The sequence below is a fragment of the uncultured Ruegeria sp. genome (assembly GCF_947489545.1).
GTDB lineage: Bacteria > Pseudomonadota > Alphaproteobacteria > Rhodobacterales > Rhodobacteraceae > Ruegeria.
In genome coordinates, this window is sequence record NZ_CANLDZ010000006.1 from 145688 (window position 1) to 160618 (window position 14931).

General features: G+C 57.2%; 18 protein-coding genes and 2 tRNA genes. 15 read left to right on the top strand and 5 right to left on the bottom strand.

Annotated features, from left to right (window positions below):
• The first annotated feature begins 164 nt into the window (after positions 1-164).
• The 4 genes from Q1B13_RS10830 to Q1B13_RS10845 all read left to right on the top strand — a co-directional run bounded on the left by Q1B13_RS10830 (position 165) and on the right by Q1B13_RS10845 (position 7176).
• Positions 165-1955: a diguanylate cyclase gene (locus tag Q1B13_RS10830; RefSeq protein WP_299079764.1), complete on the top strand. Its 1791-nt coding sequence runs from the start codon at positions 165-167 to the stop codon at positions 1953-1955.
• A gap of 39 nt (positions 1956-1994) precedes the next feature.
• Positions 1995-3131, top strand: coding sequence for an alpha-hydroxy acid oxidase (locus tag Q1B13_RS10835; RefSeq protein ID WP_299079761.1), 1137 nt, complete (start codon positions 1995-1997; stop codon positions 3129-3131).
• A 146-nt stretch (positions 3132-3277) separates the two neighbouring features.
• Positions 3278-6715 carry a pyruvate carboxylase gene (locus Q1B13_RS10840; protein WP_299079759.1) on the top strand — a complete coding sequence of 1146 codons (3438 nt, stop codon included), beginning with the start codon at positions 3278-3280 and terminating at the stop codon, positions 6713-6715.
• Between the two features lie 77 nt (positions 6716-6792).
• Positions 6793-7176 carry an MAPEG family protein gene (locus tag Q1B13_RS10845; RefSeq protein ID WP_298933242.1) on the top strand — a complete coding sequence of 128 codons (384 nt, stop codon included), beginning with the start codon at positions 6793-6795 and terminating at the stop codon, positions 7174-7176.
• Positions 7177-7215: 39 nt separating this feature from the next.
• Here the strand turns inward: Q1B13_RS10845 and Q1B13_RS10850 are convergent, their stop codons facing one another.
• Positions 7216-7362, bottom strand: a complete 147-nt coding sequence (locus Q1B13_RS10850) for a hypothetical protein (protein ID WP_298933244.1) — start codon at positions 7360-7362, stop codon at positions 7216-7218.
• Between the two features lie 151 nt (positions 7363-7513).
• On the opposite strand from Q1B13_RS10850, the gene Q1B13_RS10855 reads away from it, so the two are divergent.
• The 4 genes from Q1B13_RS10855 (at position 7514) to Q1B13_RS10870 (ending at position 8645) form a co-directional block, all read left to right on the top strand.
• A tRNA-Gly gene (locus tag Q1B13_RS10855) sits at positions 7514-7588 on the top strand.
• A 34-nt stretch (positions 7589-7622) separates the two neighbouring features.
• Positions 7623-7697, top strand: a tRNA-Gly gene (locus tag Q1B13_RS10860).
• Between the two features lie 19 nt (positions 7698-7716).
• Entirely contained in the window at positions 7717-8184 is a 468-nt protein-coding gene (locus Q1B13_RS10865; RefSeq protein WP_299079757.1) for a GNAT family N-acetyltransferase, read from the top strand.
• A gap of 8 nt (positions 8185-8192) precedes the next feature.
• Positions 8193-8645, top strand: a complete 453-nt coding sequence (locus Q1B13_RS10870; protein ID WP_299799801.1) for a hypothetical protein — start codon at positions 8193-8195, stop codon at positions 8643-8645.
• 3 nt (positions 8646-8648) lie between these two features.
• Here Q1B13_RS10870 and Q1B13_RS10875 read toward each other — a convergent pair whose 3' ends face one another.
• Positions 8649-8888, bottom strand: coding sequence for an Lrp/AsnC ligand binding domain-containing protein (locus tag Q1B13_RS10875; RefSeq protein WP_298933246.1), 240 nt, complete (start codon positions 8886-8888; stop codon positions 8649-8651).
• A gap of 153 nt (positions 8889-9041) precedes the next feature.
• Between Q1B13_RS10875 and hisB the strand changes: the two genes are divergently transcribed.
• Together hisB and hisH are read left to right on the top strand one after the other, a co-directional pair.
• Positions 9042-9629: an imidazoleglycerol-phosphate dehydratase HisB gene (gene hisB, locus Q1B13_RS10880; RefSeq protein ID WP_298933248.1), complete on the top strand. Its 588-nt coding sequence runs from the start codon at positions 9042-9044 to the stop codon at positions 9627-9629.
• Between the two features lie 57 nt (positions 9630-9686).
• Positions 9687-10325: an imidazole glycerol phosphate synthase subunit HisH gene (gene hisH / locus Q1B13_RS10885; RefSeq protein WP_299080098.1), complete on the top strand. Its 639-nt coding sequence runs from the start codon at positions 9687-9689 to the stop codon at positions 10323-10325.
• A 5-nt stretch (positions 10326-10330) separates the two neighbouring features.
• Here hisH and Q1B13_RS10890 read toward each other — a convergent pair whose 3' ends face one another.
• The gene (locus Q1B13_RS10890) at positions 10331-10729 is read right to left on the bottom strand and encodes a DUF2147 domain-containing protein (protein ID WP_299079751.1); all 399 of its coding nucleotides are present in this window, start codon (positions 10727-10729) and stop codon (positions 10331-10333) included.
• A gap of 134 nt (positions 10730-10863) precedes the next feature.
• Here Q1B13_RS10890 and hisA point away from each other — a divergent pair, with 134 nt between their 5' ends.
• Both hisA and Q1B13_RS10900 read left to right on the top strand, forming a co-directional pair.
• A complete protein-coding gene (gene hisA / locus Q1B13_RS10895) occupies positions 10864-11586 on the top strand; it encodes a 1-(5-phosphoribosyl)-5-[(5-phosphoribosylamino)methylideneamino]imidazole-4-carboxamide isomerase (RefSeq protein ID WP_299079748.1) in 723 nt (240 codons plus the stop codon).
• A 4-nt stretch (positions 11587-11590) separates the two neighbouring features.
• Positions 11591-12055, top strand: a complete 465-nt coding sequence (locus Q1B13_RS10900; RefSeq protein ID WP_299079745.1) for a DUF2867 domain-containing protein — start codon at positions 11591-11593, stop codon at positions 12053-12055.
• An 11-nt stretch (positions 12056-12066) separates the two neighbouring features.
• On the opposite strand, the gene Q1B13_RS10905 is transcribed toward Q1B13_RS10900, so the two are convergent.
• Complete coding sequence (locus Q1B13_RS10905; protein ID WP_299079742.1) at positions 12067-12513, bottom strand: DUF302 domain-containing protein; 447 nt, start codon at positions 12511-12513, stop codon at positions 12067-12069.
• 117 nt (positions 12514-12630) lie between these two features.
• Between Q1B13_RS10905 and hisF the strand changes: the two genes are divergently transcribed.
• The 3 genes from hisF (at position 12631) to Q1B13_RS10920 (ending at position 14366) form a co-directional block, all read left to right on the top strand.
• Complete coding sequence (hisF, locus tag Q1B13_RS10910; protein ID WP_299079740.1) at positions 12631-13392, top strand: imidazole glycerol phosphate synthase subunit HisF; 762 nt, start codon at positions 12631-12633, stop codon at positions 13390-13392.
• Entirely contained in the window at positions 13389-13706 is a 318-nt protein-coding gene (locus tag Q1B13_RS10915) for a phosphoribosyl-ATP diphosphatase (protein ID WP_299079737.1), read from the top strand. Before hisF ends, Q1B13_RS10915 begins: the two co-directional genes overlap by 4 nt.
• Before the next feature lie 84 nt (positions 13707-13790).
• The gene (locus Q1B13_RS10920; protein WP_299079734.1) at positions 13791-14366 is read left to right on the top strand and encodes a hypothetical protein; all 576 of its coding nucleotides are present in this window, start codon (positions 13791-13793) and stop codon (positions 14364-14366) included.
• Between the two features lie 2 nt (positions 14367-14368).
• Here the strand turns inward: Q1B13_RS10920 and Q1B13_RS10925 are convergent, their stop codons facing one another.
• The gene (locus tag Q1B13_RS10925) at positions 14369-14839 is read right to left on the bottom strand and encodes a CoA-binding protein (protein WP_299079731.1); all 471 of its coding nucleotides are present in this window, start codon (positions 14837-14839) and stop codon (positions 14369-14371) included.
• Between the last annotated feature and the right edge of the window lie 92 nt (positions 14840-14931).

Below are 14931 nucleotides of genomic sequence, written 5' to 3' on the forward strand. Positions count from 1 at the left end.
GACGAGGGAAAGAGTTTGTTCATGACTTGTTCACCTGAAATTCACCAATATGCCAAACCACTCAGCCAATTCGATTGAAACTGTCCGCGTCTAAAACGCCTGACGTTAACCCTCTGTCAAGCACTGCCCGACATTGTTGCGTTGGAGTTGGGAAGTGTCAGATCATGAATAGAAAACTATCAGAAACAACGCGACATAGACTGAAATGGGCCGGAATCAGTGCGATGCTGGTTCTCATGACCATCGCAGCCGGTTGGGGCATCTATCGTATTCCGGGCCCTTTGGTGGATCGGATGCTGCAGACCGATATTCTTCATTCCGCCGAGTTGTGGAAACGACGCGTGGTCTTTCACATGGGCAACGTTGAAGATGGCTTTCGAACCGGGCACCTGGACCCCCATGATCAGGAGTTTCTTGAAGCATTGCCGGAAGCGTCAGATGTCTATCGCTTCAAACTGTTCGACACCACTGGTCAGGTCATCTGGTCGACGCGCGACCACGAAATCGGGCAGCTTGAAAGCGCCTCGTTCTTTCGCAACGATGTCGCACAGGGCATGATCCACTTTATTCACGAAACCTTGCCATTGTCCGAAATCGATGGGCTGGATCTACATGTCGAACACGCCAACAGCATCGAAATGCGCCACGTCGCCGAAGTTTTTGTGCCTGTGATGGTCAACGGGCGTTTTGTCGGCGCAATCGAATTCTTTACCGATTTCACCGACCTTCGCGCGACCTTTGTCAAACGGGTGCGGCTGTCTCTGGTTGTCTTATCGGCTGTGGCTTTATGTGCGATGGCTGCGGTTTCTTTGGTTATCTACCAAACCAACCGATCGCGGATGTCGTCGTTGCGCAGCCGGAACACCAAGGAACGGGATCTGCTGAACGACCAGTTGCGGTTGGCGCGCGAAGTGCGCCTGTTGGGTGAACTTAACGAATGGTTACAATCAAGCCGCTCTTTGGAAGAGCTGTTTGATATGGTTGCGCGCTTCATGACACATATTCTGCCCGACGCTGAAGGCAGCGTTTATGTCTATTCGAATTCACGCGATGTGCTGGATGGCTGCGCGAGCTGGAATGGTGGCAGTCACAAAGCGCATATTCACCCCGAAGGATGCTGGGGCCTGCGTCGTGGCCGCACCTATGAGTTCGGCGCGTCCGAAATTGATTTCGTCTGCGAACATGCCGAACCGCATGATGGCAGGCCCTACTTTTGCTTTCCAATTCTGGCGCATGGTGAAACGGTTGGGCTACTGCATCTCCGGGCACAATCTTCGGAAGCGGAAGCGTTTCACGCCAGCAAAAAACTCGCTCAGATGTGCGCCGAGCAGATCAGCATGGCAATTGCCAATGTCCGGATGCGCGATCAGTTGCATGACCAATCGGTTCGCGACCCGTTGACCGGATTGTTCAACCGCCGCCATATGACCGAAAACCTGCGCAAGTCGATCAGCCGCAGCCAACAGACCGGCGCTCCGCTGAGCCTGATTGCGGTGGATGTGGATCATTTCAAAAAATTCAACGACACCCATGGTCATGATGCCGGTGACATGGTCTTGCGGGCGGTTGGTGCGGCGCTGGAACAAGGCTGTGACAGAGACGAGGTGGCCTGCCGCATTGGGGGTGAGGAATTCATGCTAATCCTACCGGACAACACGCCCGAAGACGCCGTGACGCGAGCGGAAAAATTGCGGCAGGCGGTCGAATCTGTCTCGGTCCGGTATGGCGAAAAATCCCTGCCACGCATCACGATATCCATCGGGGTGGCGCATTATCCGACCCATGGACATATGCCGCAGGACCTGATGCGCTCGGCAGATGACGCGCTCTATGCTGCCAAGGACAAAGGGCGCAATCAGATGCAGGTGGCGCGCGGGATTTCCCGCCACGAACATGCTGATCAACAGGCACGTAACGAGCTTGGAGCAGCGATCCCTCCTGCAAACGCGGCCTGACATCCTTGCCGAATCGCGCTGTAAGCCCGATCAAGATGCATGGACCTGCACAGCACTTATCCCGGCATATCGGATCTGAAACAGCGCGCTAAACGACGACTGCCGCATTTCGTCTGGGAGTACATCGACAGCGGGACCGGCGCGGAAACGACCGTAAACCGCAACAGAGATGCGCTGGATCAGATCCGTTTCCCCCCCTCGATCCTGCATGGCGCGCTGGAGTTTGACACCAGCACTCGGGTCTTGGGACATGACTATCCATTGCCATTTGGTATCGCGCCCATCGGGATGTCAGGGTTGGTCTGGCCTGACGCGGAAGGCATATTGGCAAGGGCCGCAGCCGATTCTGGAATACCATACACATTATCGACAGTTGCCAGCCAATGCCCCGAAGATCTGGCGCCCCACCTTGGGGACAATGCCTGGTTTCAGCTGTACCCACCGAAAGACCCGGAAATTCGATCAGATCTGCTGAACCGGGCGTGGCAATCGGGTTTCCGAACCCTGGTTTTGACCGCCGATGTACCGGTCGCATCCCGTCGGGAACGGCAGACACGGTCCGGGCTGACGCACCCGCCGCAGATGACACCGCGATTGATGGCGCAAATCGCGCTAAGACCCGCTTGGGCTTTGGGCATGTTGCGCTACGGGGTTCCTCATATGCGGACGCTCGATAAATACATCGATGACAGCCAGAACCTGCCGCCGACAGCGCATATCGGATATCTGCTACGCACCTCTCCTGACATGGACTATGTGAAATGGCTCCGTGATCACTGGGATGGGCCATTTGTTGTTAAGGGAATTCTGCGCCCCGAGGATGCGGGCCGCTTAGAACAAGCTGGTATCGATGCGCTTTGGGTCTCGAATCATGGCGGTCGTCAGTTCGATGCCGCACCCGCCAGCATCGAAGCGTTGCCCGCCATCCGCGCCGTCACCAATCTGCCGCTGATCTTCGACAGCGGGGTTGCAAGCGGGTTGGATGTTCTGCGCGCACTAAGCAAGGGTGCCGATTTTGTCATGCTGGGCCGGGCATTTCTCTATGGAATTGCGGCGCTTGGTGCACGCGGCCCTGCGCATGTCATCGACATACTGAGACAGGACATGCTGGCCAATATGGGGCAAATGGGGATCGCAACACTTGCCCAATTTCCCCCGGGTCAATCAAACAATTGATGCTGCAGCGCGGCGTATGTAAAAGGAAAGCGCCTTAGGGCGGCGTTTGCGAGCGATAACATGCCGGTTCTACCCAGAACTACAGATGTACGCGGCCGTAATGTCCGCCTATTAACACGGCCATACAAAAAAGACCGGGACCTAAAATGACAGACTTCAACAAGATCCTGATCGCCAATCGCGGCGAGATTGCCATTCGCGTGTTGCGCGCAGCCAACGAGATGGGCAAACGCACCGTTGCCGTCTTTGCCGAAGAAGACAAGCTGGGCCTGCACCGTTTCAAAGCGGATGAAGCATATCGCATTGGCGAAGGGATGGGGCCGGTCGCGGCATATCTCTCGATCGACGAAATAATCCGTGTTGCCAAGGACTGCGGCGCGGATGCGATCCACCCGGGCTATGGTCTGTTGTCGGAGAACCCGGATTTCGTGGATGCCTGTGTGCAAAACGGCATCACCTTTATCGGACCAAAAGCCGAAACCATGCGCGCCCTGGGCGACAAGGCGAGCGCACGGCGGGTTGCGATCGAGGCCGGAGTGCCGGTGATACCCGCCACCGAAGTGCTGGGCGATGACATGGATGCAATCCGCAAAGAAGCAGCTGAAGTTGGCTATCCTTTGATGCTCAAGGCGTCCTGGGGCGGCGGTGGACGTGGCATGCGCCCGATCGAGTCCGAGGATGAACTAGAAGAAAAGGTTCTGGAAGGCCGCCGCGAAGCCGAAGCCGCCTTTGGCAATGGCGAGGGGTATCTAGAAAAGATGATCACCCGCGCCCGCCATGTCGAAGTGCAGATTCTGGGCGACAAGCATGGTGAGATTTACCACTTGTATGAGCGCGACTGTTCGGTTCAGCGCCGAAACCAGAAAGTCGTAGAGCGCGCGCCTGCCCCCTATCTCAGTGAAGAACAGCGTACCAATATCTGCGAACTTGGCCGCAAGATCTGCGCGCATGTGAATTATGAATGTGCGGGCACCGTTGAGTTCCTGATGGATATGGAAACGGGCAAGTTCTACTTCATCGAGGTGAACCCCCGCGTGCAGGTCGAGCACACCGTGACCGAGGAAGTCACCGGTATCGATATTGTCCAGGCACAGATACTGATCGCCGAAGGAAAGTCGTTGGCCGAAGCGACCGGCGCAGCAAACCAGGCCGAGGTAAAGCTGAACGGTCACGCACTGCAGACCCGGATCACCACCGAAGATCCGCAGAACAACTTTATCCCGGACTACGGCCGCATCACGGCCTACCGCTCCGCCACAGGAATGGGGATCCGGCTGGATGGCGGCACGGCATATGCCGGCGGGGTGATCACACGGTATTACGACTCGCTGTTAACCAAAGTGACCGCTTGGGCGCCAACGCCTGACAAGGCGATTAGCAGGATGGACCGGGCACTACGTGAATTCCGTATTCGCGGCGTCAGCACCAATATTGACTTTGTCATCAACCTGCTGAAGCACCCGACCTTTTTGTCCAATGAATACACCACCAAGTTCATCGACACGACGCCGGACCTGTTCACCTTCAAGCGGCGACGCGATCGGGGCACCAAGGTTTTGACCTACATCGCGGACATCACCGTGAATGGGCACCCCGAAACGAAAGACCGCCCGGAACCCCGCGCCGATTTGAAAGAGGCCAAAGCCCCCGCGCCGAAGGCCGAACCACAGATGGGTGCCCGCAATCTGCTAGAGCAGAAAGGTCCCCAGGCCGTTGCCGACTGGATGAAAGCACAGAGGCAGTTGCTTATCACCGACACAACCATGCGCGACGGGCATCAGTCGCTGCTGGCGACCCGGATGCGCTCGATCGATATGATCAAGGTGGCGCCCACTTATGCGGCCAACCTGCCGCAGCTATTCAGCGTTGAATGCTGGGGCGGTGCGACCTTTGATGTGGCCTATCGGTTCTTGCAGGAATGCCCGTGGCAGCGTCTGCGTGATCTGCGCGAAGCGATGCCGAATTTAATGACTCAGATGTTGCTGCGCGGAGCAAACGGGGTTGGCTACACCAACTACCCCGACAATGTGGTGCAGGAATTCGTGCGTCAGGCGTCGCAGAACATCGATGTGTTCCGGGTGTTCGACTCACTGAACTGGGTTGAGAACATGCGTGTCGCGATGGATGCAGTCGTAGAAAACGGCAAAATCTGTGAAGGCACCGTCTGCTACACCGGTGACATTCTGGACCCGGATCGTGCAAAGTATGACCTGAAATACTATGTCGGCATGGCGAAAGAGCTGCGCGATGCGGGCGCGCACGTGCTGGGTCTGAAAGACATGGCGGGCCTGCTCAAACCAGCGTCGGCCAGGATCCTGATCCGGGCATTGAAGGAAGAGGTTGGGCTGCCAATCCACTTCCACACTCACGATACCGCCGGCATCGCCAGTGCGACCATTCTAGCCGCATCCGAGGCAGGCGTGGACGCGGTCGATTGTGCGATGGACAGTTTCTCGGGCAACACCTCGCAGGCGACGCTTGGCACCGTGGTCGAAGCACTGCGTCATACCGAGCGGGATACCGGGCTGGACATCAAAGCGATCCGCGAAATCAGCGACTACTTCGAGGCTGTGCGCGGTCAATACGCGGCGTTTGAATCCAGCCTACAAGCGCCAGCCTCTGAGGTTTATCTCCACGAAATGCCTGGTGGCCAGTTCACCAACCTCAAGGCGCAGGCGCGCAGTTTGGGGCTGGAGGAGCGTTGGCACGAAGTGGCGCAGATGTATGCCGATGTGAACCAGATGTTCGGCGATATCGTCAAGGTAACGCCGTCGTCCAAAGTGGTTGGCGATATGGCACTGATGATGGTCAGCCAGGGCCTGACCCGCGCCGAGGTGGAAAGCCCCGATACCGATGTGGCCTTTCCGGATTCGGTTGTGGATATGATGCGCGGAAATCTGGGCCAGCCTCCGGGCGGGTTCCCTGACGTCATCATCCAAAAAGTTCTGAAGGATGAGGTGCCTAAAACCGAACGTCCCGGTAAAGGTGTCGACCCTGTCGATCTGGAGGTCACTCGCGCCGATCTATCCAAGCAACTGGATGGCAAAGAGGTCGATGACGAGGATCTGAACGGCTATCTGATGTATCCTAAGGTGTTTCTGGATTACATGGGGCGCCATCGGGTCTACGGTCCGGTCCGCACCCTCCCCACCCGCACCTTCTTTTATGGCATGGAACCAGGTGAAGAGATTGCCGCCGAGATCGACCCCGGCAAAACGCTTGAGATCCGCTGCCAAGCCATCGGCGAAACCGATGAAAAGGGCGAGGTGAAAGTGTTCTTTGAGCTCAATGGTCAACCGCGCGTAATCCGGGTGCCAAACCGGTTGGTGACCTCTGCCACGCAGGCGCGTCCAAAAGCCGAAGTTGGCAACCCCAACCATGTCGGAGCGCCGATGCCAGGTGTGGTGGCTACCGTTGCCGTCGCAGCCGGACAGGAAGTCAAGGAAGGCGACATGCTGTTGACCATCGAAGCGATGAAGATGGAAACCGGTATCCACGCCGAGCGTGACGCGACGGTCAAGACTGTCCATGTCCAGCCGGGCGGCCAGATTGACGCCAAGGATCTGCTGATCGAACTGGAATAAAAGAAAAAAAGCATTAACCTACCAAAGGCCGCGCAATGTACTGCGTGGCCTTTTTTGATGCTCTAACGGAGGCCCCCATGCTTGCCATCACTCCGATCTACGCGGCACTAATCGCGCTATTGTTCGTCGCGCTCAGCGCCAATGTCATCTCGCAACGCCGAAGCGGCCGGATTTCGGTTGGTGACGGAGGTAGCAAAGACATGATTAAGGCCATGCGCACGCATTCCAACTGTGCCGAATACGCTCCGTTTGCGCTGCTGTTGATCGCCATGGTCGAGCTGCAAGGTGCCGGTGCGCTCTTGTTGAACCTGTTGGGGCTGTCACTGTTGGGCGGTCGCGTTTTGCATGCCTACGGATTCGGGCGCACACCTCAGGTCATCATTCTGCGCCAGATCGGCATGCTATTGACCTTTGCCGCTATATTGGTTGCTGCACTTGCAAACCTTGTACTGGCGCTCTGACAAGGAAACCCTTGTCAGCAGTGCAACAGGGTAAGGGCGTCAGGGCTGCAACTGGTCGGTTTCACAGAATTCCGGCGCTTGGACAGGCTCGGCCGCCTGGGCGCCATACCTGTCTGTTTGGGCCAGCGTACCAACAACAATCAACGCCGCCAGCATTGCCATTTTCAGAGTTTCTTTCCGCGTCATCTGTCACCTCTGCTACACGCTTGTTTTTGCTTTCTGACCTTTGAACGGATCAGCGCATGAATTCCGTCGCACGAAAGATTTTTTAGCGATGAGGCGTTTTTCCTCTTGCAGCTTTGCGCCAGAATTAATACTTCACGCCTCACTCAACGGCGCGGGCGTAGCTCAGGGGTAGAGCATAACCTTGCCAAGGTTAGGGTCGGGCGTTCGAATCGCCTCGCCCGCTCCATTGAGAGACCGAAAGGTCGCCATAAGTATCTGATGCGGGCGTAGCTCAGGGGTAGAGCATAACCTTGCCAAGGTTAGGGTCGGGCGTTCGAATCGCCTCGCCCGCTCCAGATACAAGCCTCTCTGAACATGCTGGTTCTTTCCCGGGCGTTGCGCCATTCTGGCTGCGATTGCAACCAGGACGAGACCACGCCGATGTCGGATTATACCATTCGCCCCCTCACCGCTGCCGAACTACAACACGCCGTGAACTGGGCCGGGCGCGAGGGTTGGAATCCTGGCAAACACGACGCCGAGTGTTTCCGTACCACAGATCCCGAAGGGTTTTTGGGCGGGTTTCTCGACGGTGAGATGATCGCATCCGTATCAGCGGTGAATTACGATGAAGCGTTTTCGTTTCTAGGATTCTACATTGTACGGCCTGAGTTTCGGGGGTCAGGGCACGGTCTGGAAATCGCCCAGCATGCGCTGACCCATTGCACCGGTCGCAACATGGGATTGGAGGTGTGGTCGAGCAGCAGGACAATTACCGCAAATCCGGTTTCACCTCCGCCTACAACAACTATCGCTTTGTCGGCACAAAAAACGGAATCCTGAACAAGCTGATGGAGCCTGTGGACCAGATCATCCAACTGGTCAGCCTGTCAGACGATCTGAGAGCCTATGATCGCAAGCTGTTTCCTGCCGCGCGTGATTTGTTTTTGCAAAGCTGGCTAGATGCCGACAGCCACGTCTCCAAAGTCTATTCCGAGAGGGGCCAGATAAAGGGGTATGCCACCCTGCGCCCCTGTCAGCCCGGGTACAAGATCGGGCCTTTGTTTGCAGATAGTGCAGATATCGCACGCGCCCTAATTGCGGCGGTGTTGGACACAATTCCCGACGATCACAAAGAACACGAGGTGTTTGTGGATATGCCTCAACCCAACGCTTCGGCCTTTGCATTGGCGGATGAGTTGGGGCTGGAAAAGGTGTTTGAAACGGCCCGGATGTATTCCCACCATCAGCCTGATATCGACTTGGACCGTATCTTTGGCGTAACCACGTTTGAGCTGGGATGACTCCTAAAACGCCTTGAACGTGATCGTGGTCAAAGATCGTTCGATTCCCGGAATCACCAGAAGGTGTTCGTTGATGAAATGCCCCACATCCTCGGATTCGGGGATGTAGAGCTTCAACAGCAGGTCATACTCGCCGCTGGTCGAGTAAAGCTCGGAGTGAATTTCGCGCAGCGCGATCTCTTCGGCGACTTTGTAGGTGGTGCCGGGTTTGCAGCGGATCTGGATGAAAACGCAGGTGGACATGGCTTGACCCTGTTGGTTGAGTTGCGGGCAGGCTGGCATGCCGGGCGTGCAGGCGCAATCCCCTGCAACAGTTTGCAGCGATTGCCACGCTTGGTCTGGATCAATCCACCCTGCCCCGTCTATAAGCGCGCCTGTAGCAAAAGGAATTCGCCCATGCGCACCGCTTTGATCAGCCGCAAGACCGCCGAGACGGACATCTCGGTTGAGGTCAATCTGGACGGCACAGGCCAGTATGACAACAAGACCGGTGTCGGGTTCTTCGATCATATGCTGGACCAACTGGCGCGCCACTCGTTGATCGACATGACGATAAGCGCCAAGGGCGATTACCACATCGACGATCACCACACGGTCGAAGACACCGGCATCGCGCTGGGTCAGGCACTGACTCAGGCGTTGGGCGACAAGAAGGGCATCCGCCGTTATGGCGAATGCCACCTGCCCATGGATGACGCTCAGGTGCGCTGTGCGCTTGATCTGTCGGGCCGTCCGTTTCTGATCTGGAACGTGGACCTGCCGACACCCAAGATCGGGGCGTTCGATACCGAATTGATACGCGAGTTCTTTCAGGCGCTCAGCACCCATGGCGGCATCACGCTGCACATTGACCAATTGCACGGTTTCAACAGCCACCACATTGCCGAGGCGGCGTTCAAGGCCGTTGCCCGCGCATTGCGGCTGGCGGTCGAGACCGATCCGCGCAAGGCGGATGCGATCCCGTCGACTAAAGGCGCGCTGTAAGTGCAACTCGAAAAATCGGCCCGGTTTTCGGACAAGTTGCGCGCAGAAAGGACTCAGATGCTCACTGCGATTATTGACTATGAAAGCGGCAACCTGCATTCCGCCGAAAAAGCATTTCAGCGTATGGCGCGTGAGATGGGTGCGGGCGAAGTTGTGGTGACCTCGGACGCGGATGTTATCGCACGGGCCGACCGACTGGTTCTGCCCGGCGACGGGGCCTTTCCGGCCTGCGCGGCCGAACTGCGCGGGCACAAAGGCATCTATGATGCGATGGTCGAAGCGGTCGAACAGAAAGCCCGGCCGTTTCTGGGCATCTGCGTTGGGATGCAGTTGATGGCCTCGAAAGGCTTAGAGTACACAGAAACGGATGGATTGGATTGGGTCGCGGGCGATGTGGTTCGAATTGAACCGTCAGACAGCGTGTTGAAGGTACCCCACATGGGCTGGAACGATCTGGTTCTTGAAAGTGATCATCCGGTGTTTGCCGGGGTCAAATCAGGTGATCACACCTATTTCGTGCATTCCTACCATTTTCGGGTCACTGACCCGGCGCAGCGTCTGGCCTATGTGGAATACGGGCAGGAGGTCACGGCCGTGATTGGCCGTGACACAATGATTGGGATGCAGTTCCACCCGGAAAAAAGCCAGGAGGTCGGCCTCCGCATGATCGGGAATTTCCTGACCTGGACCCCATAAAGGGGTTACTGAACGCGTGTCCATGTCTGGCCACGGCAGACCAGACCACCCGCGACGCACCCTTTGACGGTCAAGGTATTCTGGCCGTCCAACGACATCTTCGAACTGTAAGTCTTGTTCCGGTCTGGCGCCCAGATCTTACCGTCATCATATTTACCGCCACCTTCGGGAATCATATCCCAGATGATCTGCTTGCCCAGGTTTTCGTATTCCAGCTGCTCATTGCCATCTTTGTCAAAAGCGGTGTCAATCGTACCGCAAATGGCACTGCCGCAGGACCCGATGGACACGTGAAGATAGCCGCCCGTGTCGCCGGATTGCGTTTTCCAAAGGCCGTCAACCTGATCTGCAAAGGTGCTGGTTGCCATGGCGGCGAAGACCGCGGCGAGTGTAAGCTTCTTCATAATATTCTCCCTATTTTGCATGCAGTCTGGCCCCGTCGGGGATTTCGGGCAAGAATGACTTTGCGTCGCGTTGCATCCCCTGCCCCGCTTGTGCGATATCCCGCCCGAATAACTATGACATAGGGCCGCCCGACATGATCCTCTACCCCGCCATCGACCTCAAAGACGGCCAGGCCGTACGCCTGCTGCGCGGTGAAATGGACAAGGCCACCGTGTTCAACGAAGACCCGGCCGCTCAGGCCCGTGCTTTTGTCGACGCAGGATGTGACTGGCTGCACCTTGTTGATTTGAACGGCGCTTTCGCGGGCACGCCGGTGAACGCTGGCCCGGTCGAAGCGATCCTCAAAGATTGTGACGTTCCCGCCCAGCTTGGGGGTGGCATTCGCGACATGGCCACAATCGAGACGTGGTTAGACAAGGGCTTGGCCCGCGTCATTCTGGGCACGGTCGCGGTCGAGAACGCAGATCTCGTTCGCGAAGCAGCGCGCGCTTTCCCCGGTCAGGTCGCTGTGGGGATTGATGCGCGCAACGGGCTGGTCGCAACCAAAGGCTGGGCCGAAGAAACCAATGTTCAGGTCACCGATCTGGCCCGCAGTTTTGAGGACGCGGGCGTTGCTGCGATCATCTACACCGACATCAACCGCGACGGCGCGATGCAAGGCCCGAATGTCGACGCCACCGCCGCATTGGCGCAGGCGGTTTCGATCCCCGTCATTGCATCAGGCGGTGTGTCTTCGATCACCGATTTGATCGCCCTGCGCGATTGTGGCTCAGATTTGAACGGTGCGATTTCGGGCCGCGCGCTGTATGATGGGGCGATAGATCTGAAAGAGGCTCTGGCAGCGCTCAGAGAATAGTCTGATGTTCGAAACGCGTGTCAAACGGACTGATTTACCCGCCAGCAGTCTGTTGCACAAGCGACTACAAAGCGGCGATTTTCTGGATTGTTTCAGCGTCGCCTCGGACCTGCCACCGCGTCGGGCGGCAGAAATCATCACCGCTTTTCCGACATGGGCAACGGCGCTGGTTCGCCTGCGTGGCCTGTTGGTGGCGCCGTTTGGGATCAGTAAGACCGGACCCGATGCCAGCGACAAATTGGGAATTTTTCCGGTGGAGCATGATGACGAAACCGAGGTGATCGCGGGTTTCAACGACCGACATCTTGACTTCCGGGTTTCCGTACATTCGGAAAACGGTCGTGTTTCATTGGCCACTTGGGTCCATCGGCACAATCTGGGCGGGCGCCTGTATCTGGCTTTGATCCTACCGTTTCACATCCTCATCGCCCGGAATGCGCTTGCGCGGGTACGCCACGCAAGCACCTGATCTGATCGCGCTTAACCGGCCGCCGCGGCTGTCAGTTTTTTTAACGCGCCGCGCATCTTTTCGATGACGGGTGATTTTTCGACCTCGTCGAATTCGTCCATTGTTTCTTTGGGGTCTTCATAGGCCAACCAAACCTGACCACCCGCGTCCTCATATGCCTGTACCTTCAGCGGCAGAAACAGGCCAGCACCGGGATCGATCATCATGGCTGGGGTCCCCAGCTTGGGGTTGCCGAAAATCAGCACTTGGTTAGCCGGGATGGGCGTTCCCACCTTTTCGGCCCCTGCCGCGTGATCGACGCGGGCAAAGACAGTTGCGCCAGCGTTGCCCACTGCGGCTTCAAGCGCGTCCAGCGCCTCTGCCACAGACTTGTCTGTTGGAACTTTGATGATGTCGTCAGCCATTGCGGACAGCGCCCCTCCGAAGGTGAAAATAGTTGCCAGTATCAGTTTGCGCATATCGGACTTCCTTCTGTGAATTTCACCCTAGTTTTCACAGCTTTGCGTGTTCGGGCAATCACAAGTCTGGCATCGGCGGGGCTTTGCCGGTAGAGGTGCGGCAACAAAGGATGTTCCATGCTGAAAACCCGCATCATTCCCTGTCTGGATGTCGCTGATGGCCGTGTGGTCAAAGGCGTCAACTTTGTTGGTCTACGGGACGCGGGTGACCCAGTAGAATCGGCAAAGGCCTACGATGCAGCCGGGGCGGATGAGATCTGTTTTCTGGATATCCATGCAACGCATGAAAATCGGGGCACCATGTTCGACGTCGTCCAGCGCACGGCCGAGCAGTGCTTTGTACCCCTGACCGTCGGCGGTGGAGTACGCAGCAAGGATGATGTGCGGGCGCTGCTGTTGGCAGGGGCAGACAAGGTCAGTTTCAACTCGGCCGCTGTGGCTAACCCTGATGTGGTGGCCGAGGCGGCGGACCAGTTCGGCAGCCAGTGTATCGTAGTTGCCATCGACGCCAAAACCGTCAGCCCCGGCAAGTGGGAGATTTTCACCCATGGCGGGCGCAAACCAACCGGCATAGATGCGGTTGAATTTGCCAAAACGGTTGTTGCCAAGGGCGCGGGCGAAATTCTGCTGACATCGATGGATCGGGACGGCACCAAAGCCGGGTTCAACCTGCCCCTGACCCGCGCGATTTCAGATGCGGTGGATGTACCTGTTATTGCCTCGGGCGGCGTGGGCACCCTAGACCATCTGGTCGAAGGTGTGACCGAGGGCGGGGCAAGCGCGGTACTGGCAGCCTCGATCTTTCATTTCGGCGAATATACAATCCGAGAAGCTAAGGAACATATGGCCGCAGCCGGCATTCCCATGAGGATGGCATGAGCATTCTAAACGACCTGGCAGCAACGATTGAAGCGCGCAAAGGCGCAGATCCAGACTCCAGCTGGACAGCTAAACTACTGGCGAAGGGGCCTGAGAAATGTGCCGAAAAATTCGGCGAAGAGGCCATTGAGGCCATCATCGAAGCTATCAAGGGCGACCAAGAGAAGCTGACCGCAGAGGCGGCGGATGTGCTGTACCACCTCCTGGTTATGCTGGCGTCGCGCGATGTGGCGTTGAGCACGGTGTTGAGTGAGCTTGAGCGGCGTCAGGGGACAAGTGGCATTGCGGAAAAGGCATCGCGGCCTGACAGTTGATCCTGCGGGTTCCGCCACCCTGACTTCCCCTTTATAGTGACCGCTCGACGCGCATTCGCGCAGGACAGATCAAAGGACGCAGGAATGATCAGACCCATGGCCTATGTTTTGGCCCTGCTTGCGCTGCTAACGCTCACAGCGTGTTCTGCGCCACCCCCGTCCAGTAGTGACGATGTTCAGCGTCTGGCAACCGAAATCCAACGTCTCGGGCCAGATGTTGACCCACAAGAGGCACAGCGCGCGGCCAGTATCGCCTATGCCTATACCGCGCAGTTGGCGCAGGAGTACCAGATCACAGATCCGCCGCTGATCCACAACACCAAGGTGAACCGAGGAACGCGCCCGCGCGGGCTGTGCTGGCACTGGGCCGAGGACATCGAACGGCGATTGAAGCAGGAAAACTTCCGCACGCTTACCCTGCACCGTGCCATTGCCAACGCCGACAACCCGTTCCGAATCGATCACAGTACGGCCATCATCAGCGGCAGTGGCGAAACCATGTATGAAGGGATCGTACTGGACCCGTGGCGCTATGGTGGCGTGCTGTTCTGGTCGCCGTTGGCTGAAGATACCCGATACGACTGGGTTCCGCGCGAGGTGGTTCTGAAAAAACGCCGTCAGGAGCAGGTGGCCCGTTTAAAGCCCTACACCGGCGGTTAGAGTTACAGTTTTGATGAAATGATCCCGGTGCTGAACCCGCCCATGCGAAGCTCGCCAAACAGACGCTGATACTCGATTTTTGGACAACGGTTCATGATCACATCGACGTTCCGCGCCTGCGCTTTAGCGGCCGCCTCAGCATGTTCCACGCCGATCTGCATCCAGATCGTCTGAAGGTCGGGAAACACCTCCAGCGCTTCGTCGACAATCGGTGGCACCGCCTCGGACCGGCGGAATATGTCCACCATATCAACCTGATCAGTTATATCGGCCAGATTGCCGCGTACCGTTTGACCGAACAGGTCTTTGCCAGCATGCCCCGGATTGACCGGAATGACCGTATAGCCTTTCAGGGACAGATACCGCGCTACGTAGTAGCTGGGGCGGACAGGGTTCATCGAAACCCCTACAACGGCCACGGTCTTGGTCCGTTGCAAAATGGATTTCAGGTATTTGTCAGAATAATCGGTCATGACCCTATACTTAGCAGGGTCCTGAAAAGAAAAAAGCGCCCAAGAAACCTTGGGCGCAAGTTATGGAACGAGGGACAGTGAAATGACCCGCG

Excerpts from the sequence above, each read along its gene's own strand:
- Q1B13_RS10830 (WP_299079764.1), top strand. The coding sequence starts at position 165 with ATGAATAGAAAACTATCAGAAACAACGCGACATAGACTGAAATGGGCC.
- Q1B13_RS10835 (WP_299079761.1), top strand. The coding sequence starts at position 1,995 with ATGGACCTGCACAGCACTTATCCCGGCATATCGGATCTGAAACAGCGC.
- Q1B13_RS10840 (WP_299079759.1), top strand. The coding sequence starts at position 3,278 with ATGACAGACTTCAACAAGATCCTGATCGCCAATCGCGGCGAGATTGCC.
- Q1B13_RS10845 (WP_298933242.1), top strand. The coding sequence starts at position 6,793 with ATGCTTGCCATCACTCCGATCTACGCGGCACTAATCGCGCTATTGTTC.
- Q1B13_RS10850 (WP_298933244.1), bottom strand. The coding sequence starts at position 7,362 with ATGACGCGGAAAGAAACTCTGAAAATGGCAATGCTGGCGGCGTTGATT.
- Q1B13_RS10865 (WP_299079757.1), top strand. The coding sequence starts at position 7,717 with ATGCTGGTTCTTTCCCGGGCGTTGCGCCATTCTGGCTGCGATTGCAAC.
- Q1B13_RS10870 (WP_299799801.1), top strand. The coding sequence starts at position 8,193 with ATGGAGCCTGTGGACCAGATCATCCAACTGGTCAGCCTGTCAGACGAT.
- Q1B13_RS10875 (WP_298933246.1), bottom strand. The coding sequence starts at position 8,888 with ATGTCCACCTGCGTTTTCATCCAGATCCGCTGCAAACCCGGCACCACC.
- hisB (WP_298933248.1), top strand. The coding sequence starts at position 9,042 with ATGCGCACCGCTTTGATCAGCCGCAAGACCGCCGAGACGGACATCTCG.
- hisH (WP_299080098.1), top strand. The coding sequence starts at position 9,687 with ATGCTCACTGCGATTATTGACTATGAAAGCGGCAACCTGCATTCCGCC.
- Q1B13_RS10890 (WP_299079751.1), bottom strand. The coding sequence starts at position 10,729 with ATGAAGAAGCTTACACTCGCCGCGGTCTTCGCCGCCATGGCAACCAGC.
- hisA (WP_299079748.1), top strand. The coding sequence starts at position 10,864 with ATGATCCTCTACCCCGCCATCGACCTCAAAGACGGCCAGGCCGTACGC.
- Q1B13_RS10900 (WP_299079745.1), top strand. The coding sequence starts at position 11,591 with ATGTTCGAAACGCGTGTCAAACGGACTGATTTACCCGCCAGCAGTCTG.
- Q1B13_RS10905 (WP_299079742.1), bottom strand. The coding sequence starts at position 12,513 with ATGCGCAAACTGATACTGGCAACTATTTTCACCTTCGGAGGGGCGCTG.
- hisF (WP_299079740.1), top strand. The coding sequence starts at position 12,631 with ATGCTGAAAACCCGCATCATTCCCTGTCTGGATGTCGCTGATGGCCGT.
- Q1B13_RS10915 (WP_299079737.1), top strand. The coding sequence starts at position 13,389 with ATGAGCATTCTAAACGACCTGGCAGCAACGATTGAAGCGCGCAAAGGC.
- Q1B13_RS10920 (WP_299079734.1), top strand. The coding sequence starts at position 13,791 with ATGATCAGACCCATGGCCTATGTTTTGGCCCTGCTTGCGCTGCTAACG.
- Q1B13_RS10925 (WP_299079731.1), bottom strand. The coding sequence starts at position 14,839 with ATGACCGATTATTCTGACAAATACCTGAAATCCATTTTGCAACGGACC.